This window comes from Streptomyces sp. AM6-12 (assembly GCF_044327085.1).
GTDB lineage: Bacteria > Actinomycetota > Actinomycetes > Streptomycetales > Streptomycetaceae > Streptomyces.
In genome coordinates, this window is sequence record NZ_JBIQWN010000001.1 from 2,240,365 (window position 1) to 2,259,185 (window position 18,821).

The 18,821-nt window shown below is 71.4% G+C and carries 12 protein-coding genes and 1 pseudogene; 2 read left to right on the forward strand and 11 right to left on the reverse strand.

Annotation, left to right across the window (positions count from 1 at the left end):
* Nucleotides 1–27: 27 nt before the first annotated feature.
* The 3 genes and pseudogenes from ACE4Q9_RS09940 to ACE4Q9_RS09950 form a co-directional block, all read right to left on the reverse strand.
* Nucleotides 28–267, reverse strand: a pseudogene (locus ACE4Q9_RS09940) (aminoglycoside 2'-N-acetyltransferase); the annotation flags it as partial.
* 116 nt (nucleotides 268–383) lie between these two features.
* Nucleotides 384–2,015 carry an L-glutamate gamma-semialdehyde dehydrogenase gene (gene pruA / locus ACE4Q9_RS09945; RefSeq protein WP_397983869.1) on the reverse strand — a complete coding sequence of 544 codons (1,632 nt, stop codon included), beginning with the start codon at nucleotides 2,013–2,015 and terminating at the stop codon, nucleotides 384–386.
* Nucleotides 2,016–2,052: 37 nt separating this feature from the next.
* Nucleotides 2,053–2,979: a proline dehydrogenase family protein gene (locus tag ACE4Q9_RS09950; protein WP_397983870.1), complete on the reverse strand. Its 927-nt coding sequence runs from the start codon at nucleotides 2,977–2,979 to the stop codon at nucleotides 2,053–2,055.
* A gap of 165 nt (nucleotides 2,980–3,144) precedes the next feature.
* Between ACE4Q9_RS09950 and ACE4Q9_RS09955 the strand changes: the two genes are divergently transcribed.
* Nucleotides 3,145–4,671 carry a PucR family transcriptional regulator gene (locus tag ACE4Q9_RS09955; protein WP_397983871.1) on the forward strand — a complete coding sequence of 509 codons (1,527 nt, stop codon included), beginning with the start codon at nucleotides 3,145–3,147 and terminating at the stop codon, nucleotides 4,669–4,671.
* A 621-nt stretch (nucleotides 4,672–5,292) separates the two neighbouring features.
* Here the strand turns inward: ACE4Q9_RS09955 and ACE4Q9_RS09960 are convergent.
* On the reverse strand, nucleotides 5,293–5,826 hold the full coding sequence (locus ACE4Q9_RS09960; protein ID WP_397983872.1) for a hypothetical protein: 534 nt from the start codon (nucleotides 5,824–5,826) through the stop codon (nucleotides 5,293–5,295).
* A 180-nt stretch (nucleotides 5,827–6,006) separates the two neighbouring features.
* Nucleotides 6,007–6,579 carry a TetR/AcrR family transcriptional regulator gene (locus ACE4Q9_RS09965; protein WP_397983873.1) on the reverse strand — a complete coding sequence of 191 codons (573 nt, stop codon included), beginning with the start codon at nucleotides 6,577–6,579 and terminating at the stop codon, nucleotides 6,007–6,009.
* A gap of 98 nt (nucleotides 6,580–6,677) precedes the next feature.
* Between ACE4Q9_RS09965 and ACE4Q9_RS09970 the strand changes: the two genes are divergently transcribed.
* On the forward strand, nucleotides 6,678–8,147 hold the full coding sequence (locus tag ACE4Q9_RS09970; RefSeq protein WP_397983874.1) for an MFS transporter: 1,470 nt from the start codon (nucleotides 6,678–6,680) through the stop codon (nucleotides 8,145–8,147).
* A 109-nt stretch (nucleotides 8,148–8,256) separates the two neighbouring features.
* Here ACE4Q9_RS09970 and serA read toward each other — a convergent pair whose 3' ends face one another.
* The 6 genes from serA to ACE4Q9_RS10000 all read right to left on the reverse strand — a co-directional run bounded on the left by serA (nucleotide 8,257) and on the right by ACE4Q9_RS10000 (nucleotide 18,762).
* The gene (gene serA, locus ACE4Q9_RS09975) at nucleotides 8,257–9,846 is read right to left on the reverse strand and encodes a phosphoglycerate dehydrogenase (RefSeq protein WP_397983875.1); all 1,590 of its coding nucleotides are present in this window, start codon (nucleotides 9,844–9,846) and stop codon (nucleotides 8,257–8,259) included.
* Between the two features lie 249 nt (nucleotides 9,847–10,095).
* Nucleotides 10,096–11,094: a ketol-acid reductoisomerase gene (ilvC, locus tag ACE4Q9_RS09980; RefSeq protein WP_397983876.1), complete on the reverse strand. Its 999-nt coding sequence runs from the start codon at nucleotides 11,092–11,094 to the stop codon at nucleotides 10,096–10,098.
* 129 nt (nucleotides 11,095–11,223) lie between these two features.
* Nucleotides 11,224–11,748 (reverse strand): acetolactate synthase small subunit, encoded by a 525-nt coding sequence (gene ilvN / locus ACE4Q9_RS09985; protein WP_397983877.1) that lies wholly within the window; start codon nucleotides 11,746–11,748, stop codon nucleotides 11,224–11,226.
* Nucleotides 11,749–11,770: 22 nt separating this feature from the next.
* A complete protein-coding gene (locus tag ACE4Q9_RS09990; RefSeq protein WP_397983878.1) occupies nucleotides 11,771–13,621 on the reverse strand; it encodes an acetolactate synthase large subunit in 1,851 nt (616 codons plus the stop codon).
* 321 nt (nucleotides 13,622–13,942) lie between these two features.
* Nucleotides 13,943–17,338 carry an EAL domain-containing protein gene (locus tag ACE4Q9_RS09995; protein WP_397983879.1) on the reverse strand — a complete coding sequence of 1,132 codons (3,396 nt, stop codon included), beginning with the start codon at nucleotides 17,336–17,338 and terminating at the stop codon, nucleotides 13,943–13,945.
* A gap of 383 nt (nucleotides 17,339–17,721) precedes the next feature.
* Complete coding sequence (locus ACE4Q9_RS10000) at nucleotides 17,722–18,762, reverse strand: 2-hydroxyacid dehydrogenase (protein WP_397983880.1); 1,041 nt, start codon at nucleotides 18,760–18,762, stop codon at nucleotides 17,722–17,724.
* Nucleotides 18,763–18,821 lie beyond the last annotated feature (59 nt).

Sequence of the window (18,821 nt, forward strand, 5' to 3'; positions counted from 1 at the left end):
GGCGTGACGTCAACAGGTGGACCGGCGTCACGTCACATCACCGTCGCGCCAGTCGAGCACGAGCGCGTCGGCGGGGTCCAGTCCCGGTCGTACGTAGACGCTGCCTTCCTCCTCCGGCAGCCGCACGATCCCGTCCCGCGGCGACAGGGCGCACACCTGCCCCTCCCAGCGCCGCCATCCGCGGGCGGCGTACAGCAGTGCCCCGTCCGCACTGGCGGACAGCGCGCCGAGATCGTACGCCCGCTCGACAATCCGTTCGAGCTCCGCCCCAGTCCTCGTCGGAGAACCGGCCGCCGAAGGAGTCGTCCAACGAATGGGAAACGGGCCGGGAAGCCTGTTCGGACGTCAGGCTTCCCGGCCCGTCGTTCGGGTCAGGCTGTGGGTCAGCCCATGTGCGGGTACGTGTAGTCGGTCGGCGGGACCAGGGTCTCCTTGATGGCGCGGGTCAGGGTCCAGCGCATCAGGTTCTGGGGGGCACCGGCCTTGTCGTTGGTGCCGGAGGCGCGACCGCCGCCGAAGGGCTGCTGGCCGACCACGGCGCCGGTCGACTTGTCGTTGATGTAGAAGTTGCCCGCGGCGAAGCGGAGCTTCTCCATCGTGTACGCCGCCGCCGCGCGGTCGTTGGCGATGACCGAACCGGTGAGGGCGTAGTCCGAGACCGACTCCATCTGGGTCAGCATCTCGTCGTACTGGTCGTCCTCGTAGACGTACACCGCGAGGATCGGGCCGAAGTACTCGGTCGTGAAGACCTCGTTCTCCGGGTCCGAGCACTCGATGACGGTCGGGCGCACGAAGTAGCCGACCGAGTCGTCGTACGTGCCGCCCGCGACGATCGTGCAGGTGGCGTCGGCCTTGGCGCGGTCGATCGCGGCCTTGTTCTTGGCGAAGGAGCGGTCGTCGATGACGGCGCCCATGAAGTTGGACAGGTCCGTCACGTCGCCCACGGTGAGGGAGTCGACCTCGGCCGCGAACTCCTCCTTGAAGCCCGAGTTCCAGATGGACGCCGGGATGTACGCGCGGGAGGTGGCGCTGCACTTCTGGCCCTGGTACTCGAAGGCACCGCGGGTCAGGGCGGTCTTCAGGATCGCGCGGTCGGCGCTCGGGTGGGCGACCAGGAAGTCCTTGCCGCCGGTCTCGCCGACCAGACGCGGGTACGAGCGGTACTTCTCGATGTTGTTGCCGACCGTCTTCCACAGGTACTGGAAGGTCTTGGTCGAGCCGGTGAAGTGGATGCCCGCGAGGTCGCGGTGCTCCAGGGCGACCTTGGAGACCTCGATGCCGTCGCCGGTGACGAGGTTGATGACGCCCTTCGGCAGACCGGCCTCCTCCAGGAGCCGCATGAGCAGCACGGCGGCGTGGGTCTGGGTCGGGGACGGCTTCCAGACCACCACGTTGCCCATCAGGGCCGGGGCGGTGGGCAGGTTCGCGGCGATCGCGGAGAAGTTGAACGGCGTGATCGCGTAGACGAAGCCCTCCAGCGGGCGGTGGTCCATGCGGTTCCACACGCCCGGCGAGTTCGCCGGGGGCTGCTCGGCGAGGATCTGGCGGGCGTAGTGCACGTTGAAGCGCCAGAAGTCGACCAGCTCACAGGGGCTGTCGATCTCCGCCTGCTGGGCCGTCTTGGACTGGCCGAGCATGGTGGAGGCGGCGATCGTCTCGCGCCAGGGGCCGGACAGCAGCTCGGCGGCGCGCAGGATGATCGCGGCGCGGTCGTCGAAGGACATCGCGCGCCAGGCCGGGGCGGCGGCCAGGGCCGCGTCGATGGCGTCGCGGGCGTCCTGCTGGGTGGCGTGGCGGCCGGTGCCGAGGACGGCCTTGTGGTTGTGCGGCTGCACGACCTCGAACGGCTCGCCGCCGCCGAGCCGCTTCTCGCCGCCGATGGTCATCGGCAGCTCGACCGGGTTCCCGGCCAGCTCCTTGAGCTTGGCCTCAAGGCGGGCGCGCTCGGGCGAGCCGGGGGCGTAGCCGTGCACCGGCTCGTTGACGGGGGTGGGGACCTGGGTCACAGCGTCCATGAGATCCGAACTCCTTGTACGTGAGCGGGTGGTGGGCTCAGCCCTTGCTGACCATGCTGCGGAGGAAGAAGCGCAGGTTCGCCGGCTTCTCCGCCAGACGGCGCATGAAGTAGCCGTACCAGTCGGTGCCGTACGCCGTGTAGACGCGCATGCGGTGGCCCTCGGCGGCCAGCCGCAGGTGCTCGTCGCCGCGGATGCCGTACAGCATCTGGAACTCGTACTCGTCGAGCTTACGACCGGCCTTGTGGGCGAGCTCCTGCGCGATGGATATCAGGCGCGGGTCGTGGGACCCGATCATCGGGTAGCCCTCGCCCTCCATCAGGATCCGCAGGATCCGCACGTAGGCCTTGTCGATCTCGTGCTTCTGCTGGTAGGCGACCTCGGCGGGCTCCTTGTAGGCGCCCTTGACCAGGCGGACCCGGCTGCCGGCCTCGGCGAGCCGCTTGGCGTCGGCCTCGGTGCGGAAGAGGTACGCCTGGATGACACAGCCCGTCTGCGGGTGGTCCTTCCGCAGCTCCTCGTGGATGGCGAACATCGAGTCGAGGGTGGTGTGGTCCTCGGCGTCCAGGGTGACGGTCGTACCGATGGCGGCGGCGGCCTCCACGACGGGGCGGACGTTGGCGAGCGCCAGCTCGTGGCCGCCCTCCAGCGCCTGTCCGAACATCGACAGCTTGACCGACATCTCGACCTTCTCGCCGAGTTCGAGGTCCTTGAGGTGGTCGATCAGCGCGAGGTAGGCGTCACGGGCCTGGGTGGCCTGCTCGGCGGTGGTGATGTCCTCGCCGACGACGTCCATCGTCAGCTGGAGGCCCTTGGCCGTCAGGTCCTTGATGATCGGGACGATGTCGGACACCGTCTCCCCCGGAATGAAGCGGTCGACGACCTGCTTGGTCACCGGGGCCGCCGAGATCAGGCGACGCATCCGGTCGCTGCGCGACGCGGCGAGAATCACGGGACCCAGCACGGGGCACCTCCACAGACAAGCACCAGAAGAAGCCATCACCCGACGATTCGGGTACGGCACGGAGAACCACCGTGAAACCTACGGATCCCTCTGATCGTCGGCCATCGACAGCTGTCACGCATCCGTGCCCGCGATCTCAGACATCTGTATGAAGGTGGCCGGAATATGGGGGAGAATGCCCGTGTGGCGTCGGTTTACAAGGGTGATTACCAGGAACTGGTCGACGAGATCTCGGAGCTGCTCGGCGTGCCCGCGACTCTGGAGAACCGCGACTTCGAGCTGCTCGCCTTCGGCGCGTACGACAGCGACGAGGAACTGGACGCCTCGGCGCTGGACCCGGTGCGCACCCGCTCGATCCTGACCCGGCGCTCCACGGCGGGCGTGCGCACCTGGTTCGAGGGCTTCGGCATCACCCGCGCGACCGGCCCGGTCCGCATCCCGCCGAGCCCGGAGGCCGGCGTCTACCGCGGCCGGATCTGCCTGCCCGTGCGCCACCGCGGTGTCGTCCTCGGCTACGTCTGGCTGCTGGACGGCGACCCCGGCCCGACGGACGCCCAGCTGACCGCCGCGATGCGGGTGGCCGGCCGGATCGGCGCGCTGCTCGCGGACGAGGCGGAGGCCGGGGCGGGCCTGAGCCGGGAGCTGCGGGCCGTCCTCACGGCGGAGGGGGGCTGGCAGCGGGACATGGCGGTGGCCGACCTGCGCACGGCGCTGGGCCCCCGCGCCGACGGTCCGCACACCCTGGTCTGCGTGGCCCCCTGGCCCTCCCCCGACCCCGACGACGCCCCGTCCGCCCGCTCCATCCCGCACGCGGCCGCGCTGTGCACGATCCCCTGGGGCACGGCGGCCCAGAGCCTCGCGGTCCTGGTGCGCCTGCGCTCCACGTCGGTGGGGGCACCGGCGCTGGCGGCGGCGGCCCGGGTCCTGGAGGAGACGGAGGGGATGTGGGGGGCACTGGGTGTACGGAGCGGCCCGGAAGCCGAGTCGGACACGGGGGTGCGCGGAGCACGGGAAGCTTCTGGGGGTGCGGCGCGGGGAGCTTCGGGGGTTCCGGGCGCTTCGAGCGGCACTTCGGCGACGCCGAGCGGTGCTTCGGGGGCTTCGCGGGCGGGGGCTTCAGGGACGCCGAGCGGCGCTTCGGGGGCGGGGGCTGCGGGAGCGTCGGGTAAGGGGGCGGCCGTGGCTCGGGGTGCCGGGGCGGTGGTGGCCGCGGCGGTGGCGGCGGGAGCCCTCGGGGCGGCCGGCTTCGCCGGGGGCCGTGGGACGGCGGCCGGGTTCGGCGGGGCGGCCGCCGGGATCGGGGAGCCGCGCCTCGGACTGGCCGAGCTGGGCACGGTCTGGCAGGAGGCGCGCGCCGCAGCGCAGGCGGCGCTGGCCGAGCGGCGCCTCGGGCCGATCGCGCAGTGGCGGGGCATCGGGCCGTACCGCCTCCTGACCGCGCTCCCCCCGGAGTCCGCGCAGGACCCGGCCGCCGGCCCGCTCCTCTCCCCCGCCCACCGCGAGCTGGCCCGCACCGCCGAGGTCTACCTCGACTGCGCGGGCCAGGCGGGCCGCACGGCGTCCGAGCTGGGCATCCACCGCCAGACCCTCTACTACCGCCTCAACCGCGTGGAACAGCTGACCGGCCTGGACCTGGACGACGGCGAGGACCGGCTGCTGCTGCACATGGCGCTGAAGCGGGCGCGGTTGTGAATCAGCCAGAGTATTCCGATCGTAACCAATGGCAGTCGAACCGTCTCTGAAGTACACCGGGTCACCCGAATCGAGCACGATATCGCCCGGCTCCCTGGGCGGCACAGCAATTTCCGACTCCGGCGCGGCCGGCGTGGCGGGTGGAACCGTCGACGTGAGACCCACCGGACATATGGTGGCCACCGAAAGCACCGTGGCCCACGTGCCCCACACCGCCATCCGTATGAGCACCCGTGCCGGCCAACGCCGGTTCACGGGCCGGGGGGTCGAGTCGAGGCATCTCAGCAGGGGCCGTCCGAGAGGCCACCAGGTCGTGGGGCGCGTCCGACGCGTGCTGCACGACGTGGCCGTGGTGATCCAGGAGTTTGCCCTGTGGGTCGTAGTACCTAGCAGGAGCATGCTCGCCTGCGGGGAGCTTGGTCGTGCCTTCCGGCAAGACCCGCCCCTCATGATTTGCCGTGGGCTCGCAGGGGGAGTTCGGATCCGGCCTGTCACAGGATCGGCGAACATCCAGGCAAAAACTTGAGGACGTCGTACTGGTGGCCAACGCGGCGGTGCGCACAAAGGCCGCCGGTCACCAATTACTCCGCGCGGACCCCGGCAAGACGGTCCGGGCTCGTCTCAACCCAGCTGGCGGCGGCGGTAGTAGTGGAGGGTGACCACGCCGAGCAGGGGTCCCCATGCCGCCAGCGGGATGTAGCAGGCGTTCATCACCCACTCGCCCCACACCGTGATGTCCATGTCGGCGTGCAGCGTCGTATAGACGAACAGCACGCCGTAGACGGTACAGGCGAGTGCTCCGAGCGCCGCGGGCGCGACGGCGGCGTACAGCGGGATCCGGCGCCCTCCCAGACCGGGGATCCAGCGGGGCCACACCTCGCCCCACGGCCGGACGAGTCCCAACGCCAGCCAGGCGAGCCCCTCTTGGAACGCGCAGAGCAGCGGGAGGACTAGATAGCCCCAGCCGGGGATGAGCATGTCGTCGTACTCGGACGCGGCGAGCCCCAGCGGGACGCCGAGCACCACGGCGAGGCGCCACAGCGCCGAGGGCAGCGACGCCCAGACGACGGCCTGTGCCGTCCGGCGGGCCCAGGCAGGGACGGGCGAGGCGGTCGCGAGACGCGGGGAAACGGGTAAGGGCGCGCTGGTGGTCATGAGTCCGACTCCTTGAGCGGCGAACATGCTCCGACACCCAGGGACGTTGCCACGCGGCGATCCCCGCCACGTCCGCCCGCAGGACGGAAAGACGTACCTATCCGGACGCACCCGAGGAGCCGCCGGTCAGACCTCGGTCGCAGAACCCGTACGACCTACGGCCGCAGGGACTTTGACGCGTCAGCCGGCCACAGCCGCCTCGATGACCCGCCGCAGACCCTCCGTCAGTGCCTCCCCGTCCGGTGCGGTCGTCGGGTCGAAGGTCCACTGGGAGATCAGGCCCGTCATCAGGGTCAGGTAGAAACGGCCGACGGTGTCGGCGGTCTCGTCGGAGACGTCCTCCTCCGGCATCCCCATCAGCGCCGAGACCAGGCCCCGGCCGCCCTCGCGCTGGGCGCGGGACAACTGGTCGCGGACCTCGGGGAGTTGGTCGCCCATCGCGAGGATCTCCACGCTGAGCCGCCAGATCGAGCCCGGTTCGCGCAGGCTGTCGACGACGCCCGACCACACCTCCCGGAACCGCTCCAGCGAACCGGGAGCGCCGCTGAACCCGGCGTCACCTCCGAAGGACATCCCCTCCACCAGCGCGACGTAGGCCTGCGCCAGCAGCGTGTCCTTGGAGCCGTAGTGGTAGCCGATGGAGGCCAGGTTGGTCCCCGACGCCTTCACGATGTCGCGCGCGGTCGTCCGCGCGAAGCCCTTCTCCAGCAGACAGCGCTGCGCGCCGTCGAGCAGATCCTCGCGGTGTCCCATGCCGGCAGCCTACCGCGCCGTCCATACAGGCGTCCTAGACGCATGGCTTATACAAGCGTTCTAGACAGGCGTTTAAGACGCCCGTACGTTTCCCTGTCATGAAGCGTGAATGGACCGCCCTCTACGTGCTGATGCTCCCGCTGCTCCTGGTCTCGATGGACGTCTCGGTGCTGTACTTCGCCACTCCGGCGATCAGCGCCGACCTGCACCCCACCGGCACCCAGCAGCTGTGGATCTTCGACAGCTACGGCTTCGTGCTCGCCGGGTTACTGATGACCATGGGGTCGCTCGGGGACCGCATCGGCCGCCGCAAGCTCCTGCTCATGGGCGCCGCCGCGTTCGGCGGGGCCTCCCTCCTCGCCGCCTACGCGGACAGCGCCGGGACCCTCATCGCGGCCCGTGCCCTCCTCGGCGTCGGCGGCGCCACCCTGATGCCCTCGACCATGGCCCTGCTGCGCACGATGTTCACCGACCCGGCCGAGCGGACGAAGGCGATCGGGCTGTGGTCCGGCGTGATGACCGGCGGCATCGCCCTCGGCTCGGTGAGGAGCGGCATCCTGGTCGAACACTTCTGGTGGGGGTCCGTCTTCCTCGTCAACCTCCCCGCCATGGCCCTGCTGCTGGTGCTCGGACCCGTGCTGCTGCCCGAGTCCCGCGATCCCGCCCCCGGCCCCTTCGACTGGGTGAGCGTGCCCCTGTCCCTGGCCGCCGTACTCCCCGTGATCTACGGCCTGAAGGAGATCCCGTCCGAGGGCTGGCACCCGCTGTACGTCGTCTCGATCACCGTCGGCCTGCTGTTCGCGGCGCTGTTCGTGCACCGTCAGCGCACCCACACCGCCCCGCTGATCCCGCCCGCCCTGCTGAAGGGCCCCGGCTTCGCCCCGGCGCTGGTGCTCAACCTCCTCTCCGCGCTCGGCATGATGGGCTCGGCCGTCTTCACCACGCAGTACCTCCAGTCGGTGCTGGGCAAGAGCCCGCTCGCGGCCGCGCTGTGGAGCCTGCTGCCCTCGGTGTTCATCGGCCTCGCCGGGCCCCTCACCGCGTGGCTGGTCCAGCGGGGCGTGAACCGGGGGTCCGTCGTCGCGGGCGGATTCGTGACCATGGCAGGCGGATACGCGCTGCTCGCCCTCGCCGGCACCGACTCGCTGTGGCTGGTGCTCGCCGGGGCGGGCGTCCTCGCCTGCGGTGTCGTCGCGATCATGTCCCAGCTGAGCGATCTGGCGATGAGCGCCGCCCCGGTGGAGCGGGCCGGTGCCGCCTCCTCGCTGCTGGAGACCAGCTCGGAGTTCGGCGGGGCGCTCGGGATGGCCGTACTGGGGTCGATCGGTGCGGCGGTCTACCGCCATGAGATGCCGGGCACCGCCCCGGCGGGATCCCGCGAAACCCTGGGCGGCGCGCTCGCCACGGTGGGTCAACTGCCGCGCGCGGCCGGGCAGTCGCTGCTCGCCGCCGCCCGGAACGCGTTCACCAGCGGGATGCGGGATGCCGCGCTGGCGGGGGCGGTGGTGCTGGTGCTGGCGGCGGTGGGGGCGGCGATGACCCTGCGGAAGGCCGAGGGCAAGCCCTGACGGGAAAACCGGGGAAACCCCTGGGGGGCCGAGGTGTTCCTCGGCCCCCCAGGGGTTTCACACCGGCCCGCCACCCGCCGGGTCAGGTGGGCGGGTGGGCGGGAACGCGTCAGACCAGGTTCACCGAGCGGGCGGAGGCCGCGCCGATCTCGGCGGCGACCTCGGCCAGGACGTTCGGCGTCACCGTGTCGTCCACCGTGAGGACGGCCAGCGCCTCGCCGCCCACCGTGGCGCGGGCGACCTGCATGCCGGCGATGTTCAGACCGGCCTCGCCGAGGATCCGGCCGACGGTGCCGACGACGCCGGGGCGGTCCTCGTAGCGCAGCACCAGCATGTGGTCGGCGAGGGCGAGGTCGACGTCGTACTCCCCGACCGCGACGATCTTCTGGATGTGCTTGGGGCCGGCCAGGGTGCCGGAGACCGAGACCTCCTCGCCAGTGCCCAGCGTGCCGCGGACCGTCACCACATTGCGGTGCTCGCTCGCCTCGGAGCTGGTGGTGAGGCGCACCTCGACGCCGCGCTCCTGGGCGAACAGCGGCGCGTTCACGTACGACACCGTCTCGGCGACGACATCCTCGAACACGCCCTTGAGCGCGGAGAGTTCGAGCACCTTCACGTCGTGCTGGGTGATCTCGCCGTAGACCTCGACGTCCAGCCGCACGGCCACCTCGCCGGCGAGCGCGGTGAAGATGCGGCCGAGGCGCTCGGCGAGCGGCAGGCCCGGCTTGACGTCCTCGGCGATGACACCGCCCTGCACATTGACCGCGTCCGGGACCAGCTCGCCGGCGAGGGCGAGCCGCACCGACCTGGCGACCGCGATGCCCGCCTTCTCCTGCGCCTCGTCCGTGGAGGCGCCCAGGTGGGGGGTGCACACGACCTGGTCCAGCTCGAACAGCGGAGAGTCGGTGCACGGCTCCTTGGCGTACACATCGAGGCCGGCGCCGGCGACGCGGCCCTCCTTCAGCGCCGCGTACAGCGCCGCCTCGTCCACGATGCCGCCGCGCGCGGCGTTGACGATGCGCACGCTCGGCTTGACCTTGCGCAGCGCCTCGTCGCCGATGAGGCCGAGGGTCTCGGGGGTCTTCGGCAGGTGGACGGTGATGAAGTCGGAGACCTCGAGAAGCTCGTCCAGGGAAAGGACCTTCACGCCCATCTGGGCGGCGCGCGCCGGCTGCACGTACGGGTCGTAGGCGACGACCTTCATGCCGAAGGCGGACATGCGCTGCGCGACCAGGGCGCCGATGCGGCCGAGGCCGACGACGCCGAGGGTCTTCTCGGCCAGCTCGACGCCCGTGTACTTGCTGCGCTTCCACTCGCCGTTCTTCAGCGCCGCGTTGGCCTGCGGGATGTTGCGGGCGGTGGACAGCAGCAGACCGCAGGCCAGTTCGGCCGCGGTGACGATGTTGGAGGTCGGGGCGTTGACGACCATCACGCCGGCCTTGGTGGCGGCGGACACGTCCACGTTGTCCAGGCCGACGCCCGCGCGGGCGACGACCTTGAGCTTCTTGGCCGCGGCGACGGCCTCGGCGTCGACCTTGGTGGCGGAGCGGATCAGGATCGCGTCGACGTCGGCGATGGCGGGCAGCAGCTCCGCCCGGTCGGCTCCGTTGCAGTGCCGGATCTCGAAGTCGGGGCCGAGGGCGTCGACGGTCGCGGGCGAAAGCTCCTCGGCGATGAGTACGACGGGTTTCGAGCTCACGTGGGTCCTCACAAGTCCAATGCGGACGGCCGTCCCGACGGCCGCTGGCGGAGGGGTGCTAGCCGCGTGGAAGACGCACGACGCTGTGGGCCTGACGCGTATGTTGTGCAGCAGTCTAGTGGCGCCGCGGTCTTTGCTTTGCGCCGTTGCGGAAGGATCACCCGGACGGGGAACTCCACTGTGGAGTACTGCCGGAGATCGTGGCGAATGGGGGCCGGAGCAGCATGCCCCGGCCCCCTGACGCGAGGCTTACGCCTCCTCGTTCACCCAGCTCATCAGCTGGCGCAGCTGCTTGCCCGTGGTCTCCAGCAGGTGCTCGGAGTCCTGCTTCTTGTACTCGTTGTACTTCTTCAGGCCGCCGTGGTACTCGTCCATCCAGTTCTTGGCGAAGGTGCCGTCCTGGATCTCGGCGAGGACCTTCTTCATCTCCGCCTTGGTGGCGTCGGTGATGATGCGCGGACCGGTGACGTAGTCGCCCCACTCGGCGGTCTCGGAGATGGACCAGCGCATCTTCTCCAGGCCGCCCTCGTACATGAGGTCCACGATCAGCTTCAGCTCGTGCAGGCACTCGAAGTAGGCGATCTCCGGCTGGTAGCCGGCCTCGGTCAGGGTCTCGAAGCCCGCCTTGACCAGGGCGGCGGTGCCGCCGCACAGCACGGCCTGCTCGCCGAAGAGGTCGGTCTCGGTCTCCTCGGTGAAGGTCGTCTTGATGACGCCGGCGCGGGTGCCGCCGATGCCCTTCGCGTACGACAGGGCCAGCGCGAAGGCGTTGCCGGAGGCGTCCTGCTCCACGGCGGCGATGCAGGGCACGCCGCGGCCTTCCTCGTACTGGCGGCGCACCAGGTGGCCCGGACCCTTCGGGGCGACCATGCAGACGTCCACGCCGGCCGGGGGCTTGATGAAGCCGAAGCGGATGTTGAAGCCATGGCCGAAGAACAGCGCGTCGCCGTCCTTCAGGTTCCCGGCGATGGACTCCTCGTAGACCTGGGCCTGGATCGGGTCCGGGACCAGGACCATGATGACGTCGGCCTCGGCCGCGGCCTCGGCCGGGGTGACCACGCGCAGGCCCTGCTCCTCGGCCTTGACCTTGGACTTCGAGCCCTCGTGCAGACCGACCCGGACATCGACACCGGAGTCGCGCAGCGACAGGGCGTGCGCGTGGCCCTGGCTGCCGTAGCCGATGACCGCGACCTTGCGGTTCTGGATGATGGACAGGTCGGCGTCGGCGTCGTAGAACAGCTCGGCCACTTTGGGTCTCTCCCTATGTGTGCAGGTGGTGCGTCCCACCGTATGCCGGTGGGCGGTGAGGTGGTTCGGGGGTCTCGGCATACGGGCGAGCGGTGCGGACCGGCCGCCCGTACGCCCGCGTGCCGGGTGTTACGCGGAGCGGTCCAGCGCGCGCAGCGAGCGGTCCGTGATCGAACGGGCGCCGCGGCCGATGGCGATGGTGCCGGACTGGACCAGTTCCTTGATGCCGAACGGCTCCAGCATCTTGAGCATGGCGGAAAGCTTCTCGCCCGACCCGGTGGCCTCGATGGTCACGGCCTCCGGGGAGACGTCCACGGTCTTGGCGCGGAACAGCTGGACGATCTCCACGATCTGGGAGCGGGTCTCGTTGTCCGCGCGGACCTTCACCAGGACGAGTTCGCGCTGGACCGCCTGAGTGGGTTCCAACTCGACGATCTTCAGCACCTCGACGAGCTTGTTGAGCTGCTTGGTCACCTGCTCCAGCGGCAGTTCCTCGACACCGACCACGATGGTGATCCGGGAGATGTCGGGGTGTTCGGTGACGCCCACCGCGAGCGAGTCGATGTTGAAGCCGCGGCGGGAGAACAGGGCGGCGATCCGGGCCAGGATGCCCGGCTTGTTCTCCACCAGGACGGAGAGCGTGTGCTTGGACATGGTCTTTTTACGTCTCTCTCGCTCAGTCGTCTTCGCTGTCGCCGAAGTCGGGGCGGACGTCCCGCGCGGCCATGATCTCGTCGTTCGAGGTGCCGGCGGCGACCATCGGCCACACCATGGCGTCCTGGTGGACGATGAAGTCCACGACCACCGGACGGTCGTTGATGGAATTGGCCTCCTCGATGACCTTGTCCAGGTCCTCGGGGCGCTCGCAGCGCAGCCCCACGCAGCCCATCGCCTCGGCCAGCTTCACGAAGTCCGGCACCCGCGTGCCCCGCGCGTCGGGGTCGATGTCGTCGGGACCGCTGTGCAGGACGGTGTTGGAGTAGCGCTGGTTGTAGAACAGAGTCTGCCACTGGCGGACCATGCCGAGCGCGCCGTTGTTGATGACGGCGACCTTGATCGGGATGTTGTTCAGGGCGCAGGTGGTCAGTTCCTGGTTGGTCATCTGGAAGCAGCCGTCTCCGTCGATCGCCCAGACCGTCCGCTCGGGCCTGCCCGCCTTGGCGCCCATGGCGGCCGGGACCGAGTAGCCCATGGTTCCGGCGCCGCCGGAGTTCAGCCAGGTGGCGGGCTGCTCGTACTGGATGAAGTGCGCGGACCACATCTGGTGCTGGCCGACACCGGCCGCGAAGATGGTGCCCTCGGGGGCGAGCTGTCCGATGCGCTCGATGACGGCCTGCGGGGACAGCGAGCCGTCCTCGGGGCGGTCGTAGCCGAGCGGGTAGGTCTCGCGCCACCGGTTGAGGTCGTTCCACCAGGCGCTGTAGTCGCCCTGGCTGCCCTCGCTGTGCTCCTTCTGCACGGCCTGCACCAGGTCGGCGATGACCTCGCGGGCGTCGCCCACGATCGGCACGTCGGCCTCGCGGTTCTTGCCGATCTCGGCCGGGTCGATGTCGGCGTGCACGATCTTGGCGCCCGGCGCGAAGCTGTCCAGCTTGCCGGTGACGCGGTCGTCGAAGCGGGCGCCGAGGGCGACGATCAGGTCGGCCTTCTGGAGCGCGGTGACGGCGGTGACCGCACCGTGCATGCCCGGCATTCCCACGTGCAGCGGGTGGCTGTCGGGGAACGCGCCGAGCGCCATCAGGGTGGTGGTGACGGGCGCTCCGGTGAGTTCGGCGAGGACCTTCAGCTCGGCGGTGGCCTTGGCCTTCAGGACGCCGCCGCCGACGTAGAGCACGGGCCGCTTGGCGGCGGTGATCAGCTTGGCGGCCTCGCGGATCTGCTTGGCGTGCGGCTTGGTGACCGGGCGGTAGCCGGGCAGGTCCATGACCGGCGGCCAGGAGAAGGTGGTCTTCGCCTGGAGGGCGTCCTTGGCGATGTCGACCAGGACCGGGCCGGGGCGGCCGGTGGAGGCGATGTGGAAGGCCTGCGCGATGATCCGCGGGATGTCCTCGGCCTTGGTCACCAGGAAGTTGTGCTTGGTGATCGGCATGGTGATGCCGACGATGTCCGCCTCCTGGAAGGCGTCCGTGCCGATCGCCTTCGACGCCACCTGGCCGGTGATCGCGACCATCGGCACCGAGTCCATGTGGGCGTCGGCGATCGGCGTGACCAGGTTGGTGGCGCCCGGTCCGCTCGTCGCCATGCAGACGCCGACCTTGCCGGTGGCCTGGGCGTACCCCTCGGCCGCGTGCCCGGCGCCCTGCTCGTGCCGGACGAGAACATGGCGCACGCGGGTGGAGTCCATCAGCGGGTCGTACGCCGGCAGGATCGCGCCGCCGGGAATTCCGAATACCGTGTCCGCCCCGACCTCCTCGAGGGAGCGGATGAGGGACTGCGCGCCCGTGACGTGCTCGACGGGGGCGGAGTGCTGTCCGCCGGATCGGGGCCGGGGCTGCGGATGATGGGCCCCGGTGGCCTGCTCGGTCATCGGCTTCTCTTCTCGATGCTGAGGTTTTTTGCGAGGTTCGGGCGGAGTTCGGGTGTCGTACGAGGGTCACTCGTGCAACAAAAAACCCCTCGTGCCGTGAGGCAAGCGAGGGGAGCGCGCCGGTGAGGGTCGCTGGGGATTCCGGATCGCGTTCCGGTAGGTCCCAGCTCAGCCGACGCGCTGTCCAAGTACGAGAATTCGGGTGCGCATGGCACTGACCCTCCCTCCGGGGCGCACCACGTGTCAAGTGGGTGGGACGGACGTCTCAGAATGTGAGCGAAGGGCACTGCCGCCTCCGAGAACAGCGGGTACCCCTCCGGTCTACACCCCCGCGGCACCCAGCCGCCCCTGGGTTTCCCGAACCCGGCCCGCGAACGCCGGTTCGGCGGATGGGTGCGCCCCGGTGGGCGCGTGGGGGACGGTGGGCGCGTGCGGACCGGCGGGCGCGTGGGGGACGGCCGGTGAGTGCGGGCCGGCCGGCAGGTGCGGTCCGGTCTGTACGTGCGGCCCGGCCGACGGCGCCGGGCACACCCCGGCGCCGAGCGCCCGGCGCAGCCGGTACTCGTCCAGCGGGCCGGAGAACGCCGCGCCCATGCCATGGGTGCAGCCCATCGCACGCAGGGCCAGGGCCTGCTCGGGCAGGTCCACGCCCTCGGCGACGGACTGGAGCCCGAGATCGCCCGCGATCCGCAGCAGCCCGCTGGTGATCTTGTGCAGCCGCGCGGACTCCAGCACGCCCTCGACCAGGCCGCGGTCCAGCTTGAGGATGTCCACGGGCAGCCGCCGCAGCGCGGTGATCGCCGCGTGGCCGCTGCCGAAGCCGTCCAGCGCGATGCGCACCCCGAGCCGGCTCAGCGCGGTCAGCCGCCGCTCCAGCTCGTCCAGACCGAGACCGGGATCGGTGTCGGACAGCTCGATGACCAGCGCTCCCGGCGGCAGTCCGTATCTGGTCAGCAGCGCCTCCACGGAGCCGGGCGGCAGCGAGCGGTCCAGCAGCCGCCGGGCGCTCATCCGCACCGCCACCGGTGCGACGAGCCCGCTCGCCGCCCGCTCGGCGGCCCCCGCCACGGCCTCCTGGAGGGTCCAGCGGTCCAGCTCGGCCGTCTTGTCGCCGTCCTCGGCCACCCGCAGGAACTCGGCCGGGGTGAACAGCACCCCCTGCGAGGAGCGCCAGCGGGCCTGCGCGGAGACCGCCGTGATCCGGCCGTCGTCCAGGGACACCACGGGCTGGTGCAACAGCGCGAACTCCCCGTCGTGCAGCGCGGCGCGCAGCCTGGTGGCCAGCTCCGCCTTGCGTACGACGTCCTGCTGCATCTGCGGCTTGTACAGCTCGACCCGGCCCTTTCCGGCCGATTTCGCGCGGTACATCGCGAGGTCGGCGTTGCGCAGCAACTCGCCCGCGCCGAGGCCGGGTTCGGCGAAGGCGACGCCGATGGAGGCGTTGACCCGGACATCGTTGCCGTCGATCGCGTAGGGCTGGGAGAGGGCCATCCTGAGGCGGTCGGCGAGCTCCAGGATGTTGCGCTCGCGGGCGGCGCGGTCATGGGTGCCGTCCCCGACGATCAGGGCCGCGAACTCGTCGCCGCCCAGCCGGGAGGCGGTGTCGCCCTGGCGGACCGCGTCCTGGAGCCGCCGGGCGGCCTGGACGAGGAGTTCGTCGCCGGCCTGGTGTCCGATGGTGTCGTTGACGGCCTTGAAGCCGTCGAGGTCGATGAAGAGGACCGCGGTGCCGCGCAGGGCGGCGCCCCGGTCGGTGGCCCGACGGCCGGACAGGGCCTGCTGGACGCGCCGGGTGAACAGCGCGCGGTTGGGCAGGTCGGTCAGCGGGTCGTGCTCCGCGTTGTGCTGCAACTGCGCCTGGAGGCGCACGCGTTCGGTGACGTCCCGGCTGTTGAAGATCAGGCCGCCGTGGTGACGGCTGACGGTGGACTCGACGTTCAGCCAGCCGCCCGCGCTCCTGGCTTCGCCCGGCCGGGAGGTGGCCCCGCCCCCGGAGCGGAAGCGGCACTCGATGCGGGTGGTGGGCTCCACGGCCGGGGAGGCGGCGAGGAAGCGGCGCACCTCGTGCACCACACAGCCCAGGTCCTCGGGGTGGATCAGGGCGGCCAGCTCGGTGCCCACCAGTTCTTCGGCGGCGCGGCCGTAGACCCCGGCGGCGGCCGGGGAGACGTAGCGCAGGATGCCGTTGGGCGCGGCGATCATGATGACGTCGCTGGAGCCCTGCACCAGGGAGCGGAAGTGGTTCTCCTTCTGCGCCAGTTCCTGGGTGAGGGCGATGTTGTCCAGCAGCATGATGCCCTGGCGGATCACGAGGGCGAGCACGACGCAGCCCGCGGTGATCAGCACGACGTGGTCGGGCCTGCGGCCGTTGAGGACGTTGTACAGGATGCCCAGGGTGCACACCGCGGCGGCGAGGTACGGGGTGAGCGCGCCGAGCGAGCCGGTGATCGGGCGGCCGGCCGGGTAGCGGATGTGGTCGGCGCCGGGGTAGGGGGCGGGCTCGGGTGCCGGACGCGGCCCGTGCCCGGCGCTCGGGAACAGGCCGTCCCCGGCGTCCGGGAACGGGCTGCCTCCGGCGTCGCGGGGGTGGCCCGGTTCGGTGGCCGGGTACGAGCCGTGCCCGGAGCCCTCGTACGCGTCGCGCCCGGCGCCCCCGTACGTGTCGTGCCCGGAGCCCGGGTACGCGTCCTGACCGGAGCCGGGGTCCCGGCTGTGCTCGGCGGTCGGGGCGGGGACGGACGGCGGCTGGTGACCGGCGGCGGGCGCGGACGGCGTCCGGGTGCCGGTGGCGCGCGGCTGCCCGGCGGCCGCGCGGAGGTGCCCGGTGGCCGCGCGGGTGTGCCCGTCCGCCGCCCTGGCCTGCGGTGCGCTCCCCGGCCGGGGTGTGGCCCAGGGGGCGTAGGCGAGCAGCAGCGATCCGGCGAACCAGCCCGCGTCCAGCAGCTGCCCGGAGCGGTAACTGCTGTGCAGCAGCGGCGAGGTGAACAGCGCGTCGCACATCACGGTCAGGGCGAGCGCGCCGATCGCGGTGTTCACGGCGGTGCGGTTGCCGGGGGCGCGCCGGAAGTGCAGCGCGAGCACCATGCTGACCAGCGCGATGTCCAGCAGCGGGTACGCCAGCGACAGCGCGGTGTGCGCCACGCTCGGCCCGTCGAACCGGGCCGCCTGGGCGAGCGCGAGGCTCCAGGACAGGGTGAGCAGCGAGCCGCCGACCAGCCAGGCGTCCAGCCCCAGGCAGATCCAGCCCGCCCGGGTGACCGGACGGCTGGCGAGCACCAGCAGCCCCACGATCGCGGGCGGCGCGAAGCACAGGAAGAACAGGTCGGCGTACGACGGGCTGGGCACGGGCCGGCCGAGCACCACCTCGTACCACCCCCAGACGGCGTTGCCCAGGGAGGCCATGGCCGAGGAGAGGCCGAACAGCAGCCAGGCGGGGCGGTAGCGCACCCGCGGCCCGCGGGCGTACAGGAAGCAGGAGACGGCGGCGGCGCCGGCCGCGGCGCTGAGCCCGAAGTCGCCCATGATCAGCGCGATTTCGTCGGTGCCCCAGTCGAACGCGGCGCCGACGGCGTACGCCGCGCAGACCAGGGCGAGGACGAGTTGCTCGGAGGCGCGGGTGCGCCGGATGCGGAGCCGTCCGGGCGCCGGCGGGTCCTGGTGCGGGTGCGGCGCGCGCGCCTGCGCGTGGACGGTGGTGGTCGGCGTGGGGGCGCTCACCGGGGCCTCCCGGTGGCCGACGCGCCCGCTTCCCGCCGCACCCGGCGCACCGGGTGTGCGTGCCTGCGGGGGCCGGCCGGCCGGCGCGGGTGGTGGGTGTGGTGAGCGGTGTGGTGGTCGCGGCTGCCCGCGGCCGCGCGCCAGGGCCGCCGTCGCCGGCTCCACCGCGTCGGATCGTTCGTCCATAGGCCGTGCATCGCCCGTCGCCCCCCTCACATGATCTGAAATGTCATCCCCGGCGCCGATGTAGGCGGCGCTGCCCCAGTCGGGACGATACACCAGGATCGTCACTCAGGGACATAGCTTCTCTACGCTCCGTGACGATCAGCGGTGATGCGCGCACGGGCCGCGTCCGAGAGGTCGCGGAGGGTGCCGGAAAGGCCCTAAAGCCCGTTCGTTCCGGGGCTGTCCGGGCCCTCCGGATCTGTTCCCGACGGATCACCGGGGGCGGTTCCCACCGGGTCCTTCGGGTCCTGACCCGTCGTCAGGATCACGTTCCGCAGCGGCTCGTGGTTCACGAACCGGGTCAGCTGATCGACCAGCAGCCGCTTGGCGCGCGGCAGGAAGGCGGAGGTGGGTCCGCCCACATGCGGGGTGATCAGTGCGCCGGGGGCCTTCCACAGGGGGTGGCCGGGCGGCAGCGGCTCGGGGTCGGTGACGTCCAGGGCGGCGGTGATCCGGCCCCGCTCCAGCTCCGCGAGCAGCGCGTTCGTGTCCACGACGGGCCCGCGCGCGACGTTCACCAGGAGCGCCCCGTCCTTCATCCGGGAGAGGAATTCGGCGTCCACCAGACGGTGGGTGGCGTCCGTGAGGGGGGTGGACAGAATCACGACGTCGGCGTCCGGAAGCACAGAGAGCACATCGGCGATCGGATGCACGAGACCGCGCGCCGTGGTGCGCCGGGAGCGCGCAACGCGCGCCACCCGCGCAACCTCGAAGGGCGTGAGCCGGTCCTCGATGGCGGCGCCGATCGAGCCGTAGCCGACGATCAGCACGTTCTTGTCGGCGAGCGCGGGCCGGAACGCGCCCTGCCAGCGCTCCTGTTGCTGGGCGCGCACGAAGTCGGGGACGCCGCGCAGCGCGGCCAGGGTCAGGGTGAGCGCCAGCTCGGCGGTGCTCGCCTCGTGCACCCCGCGCGCGTTGCACAGCCGTACGCCCGGTCTGATGGCCGAGAGCCGCGCGGTGATGTCGTCGACACCGGCCGTGAGCGTCTGGATGACCTCGACGCCGCTCAGCCGCTCCAGTGGGCGCACCTTGACCGGCCCGCGCTTCATGTACGGCACCACGTACATCACGCAGCGCGCGGGGTCGCCCGGAAAGTCCTGGTCGCCGTCCTCGCCGCCGTCCCAGAACAGATACCGGAGGCCCTCGGGCAGCCCCTCGATCTCCTCGGGCGGAAGCGGAAGCCATACGTCTGCGCTCATGGTCAGGAGGCTATGTCAGGTACGCGCGGCGCAGAGGTTAGGTTGGGGACCGGCCAAGG

What these genes read in the sequence shown, in the direction of transcription:
- pruA (WP_397983869.1), bottom strand. Translation starts at nt 2,015, where the DNA reads ATGGACGCTGTGACCCAGGTCCCCACCCCCGTCAACGAGCCGGTGCAC.
- ACE4Q9_RS09955 (WP_397983871.1), top strand. Translation starts at nt 3,145, where the DNA reads ATGGGGGAGAATGCCCGTGTGGCGTCGGTTTACAAGGGTGATTACCAG.
- ACE4Q9_RS09960 (WP_397983872.1), bottom strand. Translation starts at nt 5,826, where the DNA reads ATGACCACCAGCGCGCCCTTACCCGTTTCCCCGCGTCTCGCGACCGCC.
- ACE4Q9_RS09965 (WP_397983873.1), bottom strand. Translation starts at nt 6,579, where the DNA reads ATGGGACACCGCGAGGATCTGCTCGACGGCGCGCAGCGCTGTCTGCTG.
- ACE4Q9_RS09970 (WP_397983874.1), top strand. Translation starts at nt 6,678, where the DNA reads ATGAAGCGTGAATGGACCGCCCTCTACGTGCTGATGCTCCCGCTGCTC.
- ilvN (WP_397983877.1), bottom strand. Translation starts at nt 11,748, where the DNA reads ATGTCCAAGCACACGCTCTCCGTCCTGGTGGAGAACAAGCCGGGCATC.
- ACE4Q9_RS09990 (WP_397983878.1), bottom strand. Translation starts at nt 13,621, where the DNA reads ATGACCGAGCAGGCCACCGGGGCCCATCATCCGCAGCCCCGGCCCCGA.
- ACE4Q9_RS10000 (WP_397983880.1), bottom strand. Translation starts at nt 18,762, where the DNA reads ATGAGCGCAGACGTATGGCTTCCGCTTCCGCCCGAGGAGATCGAGGGG.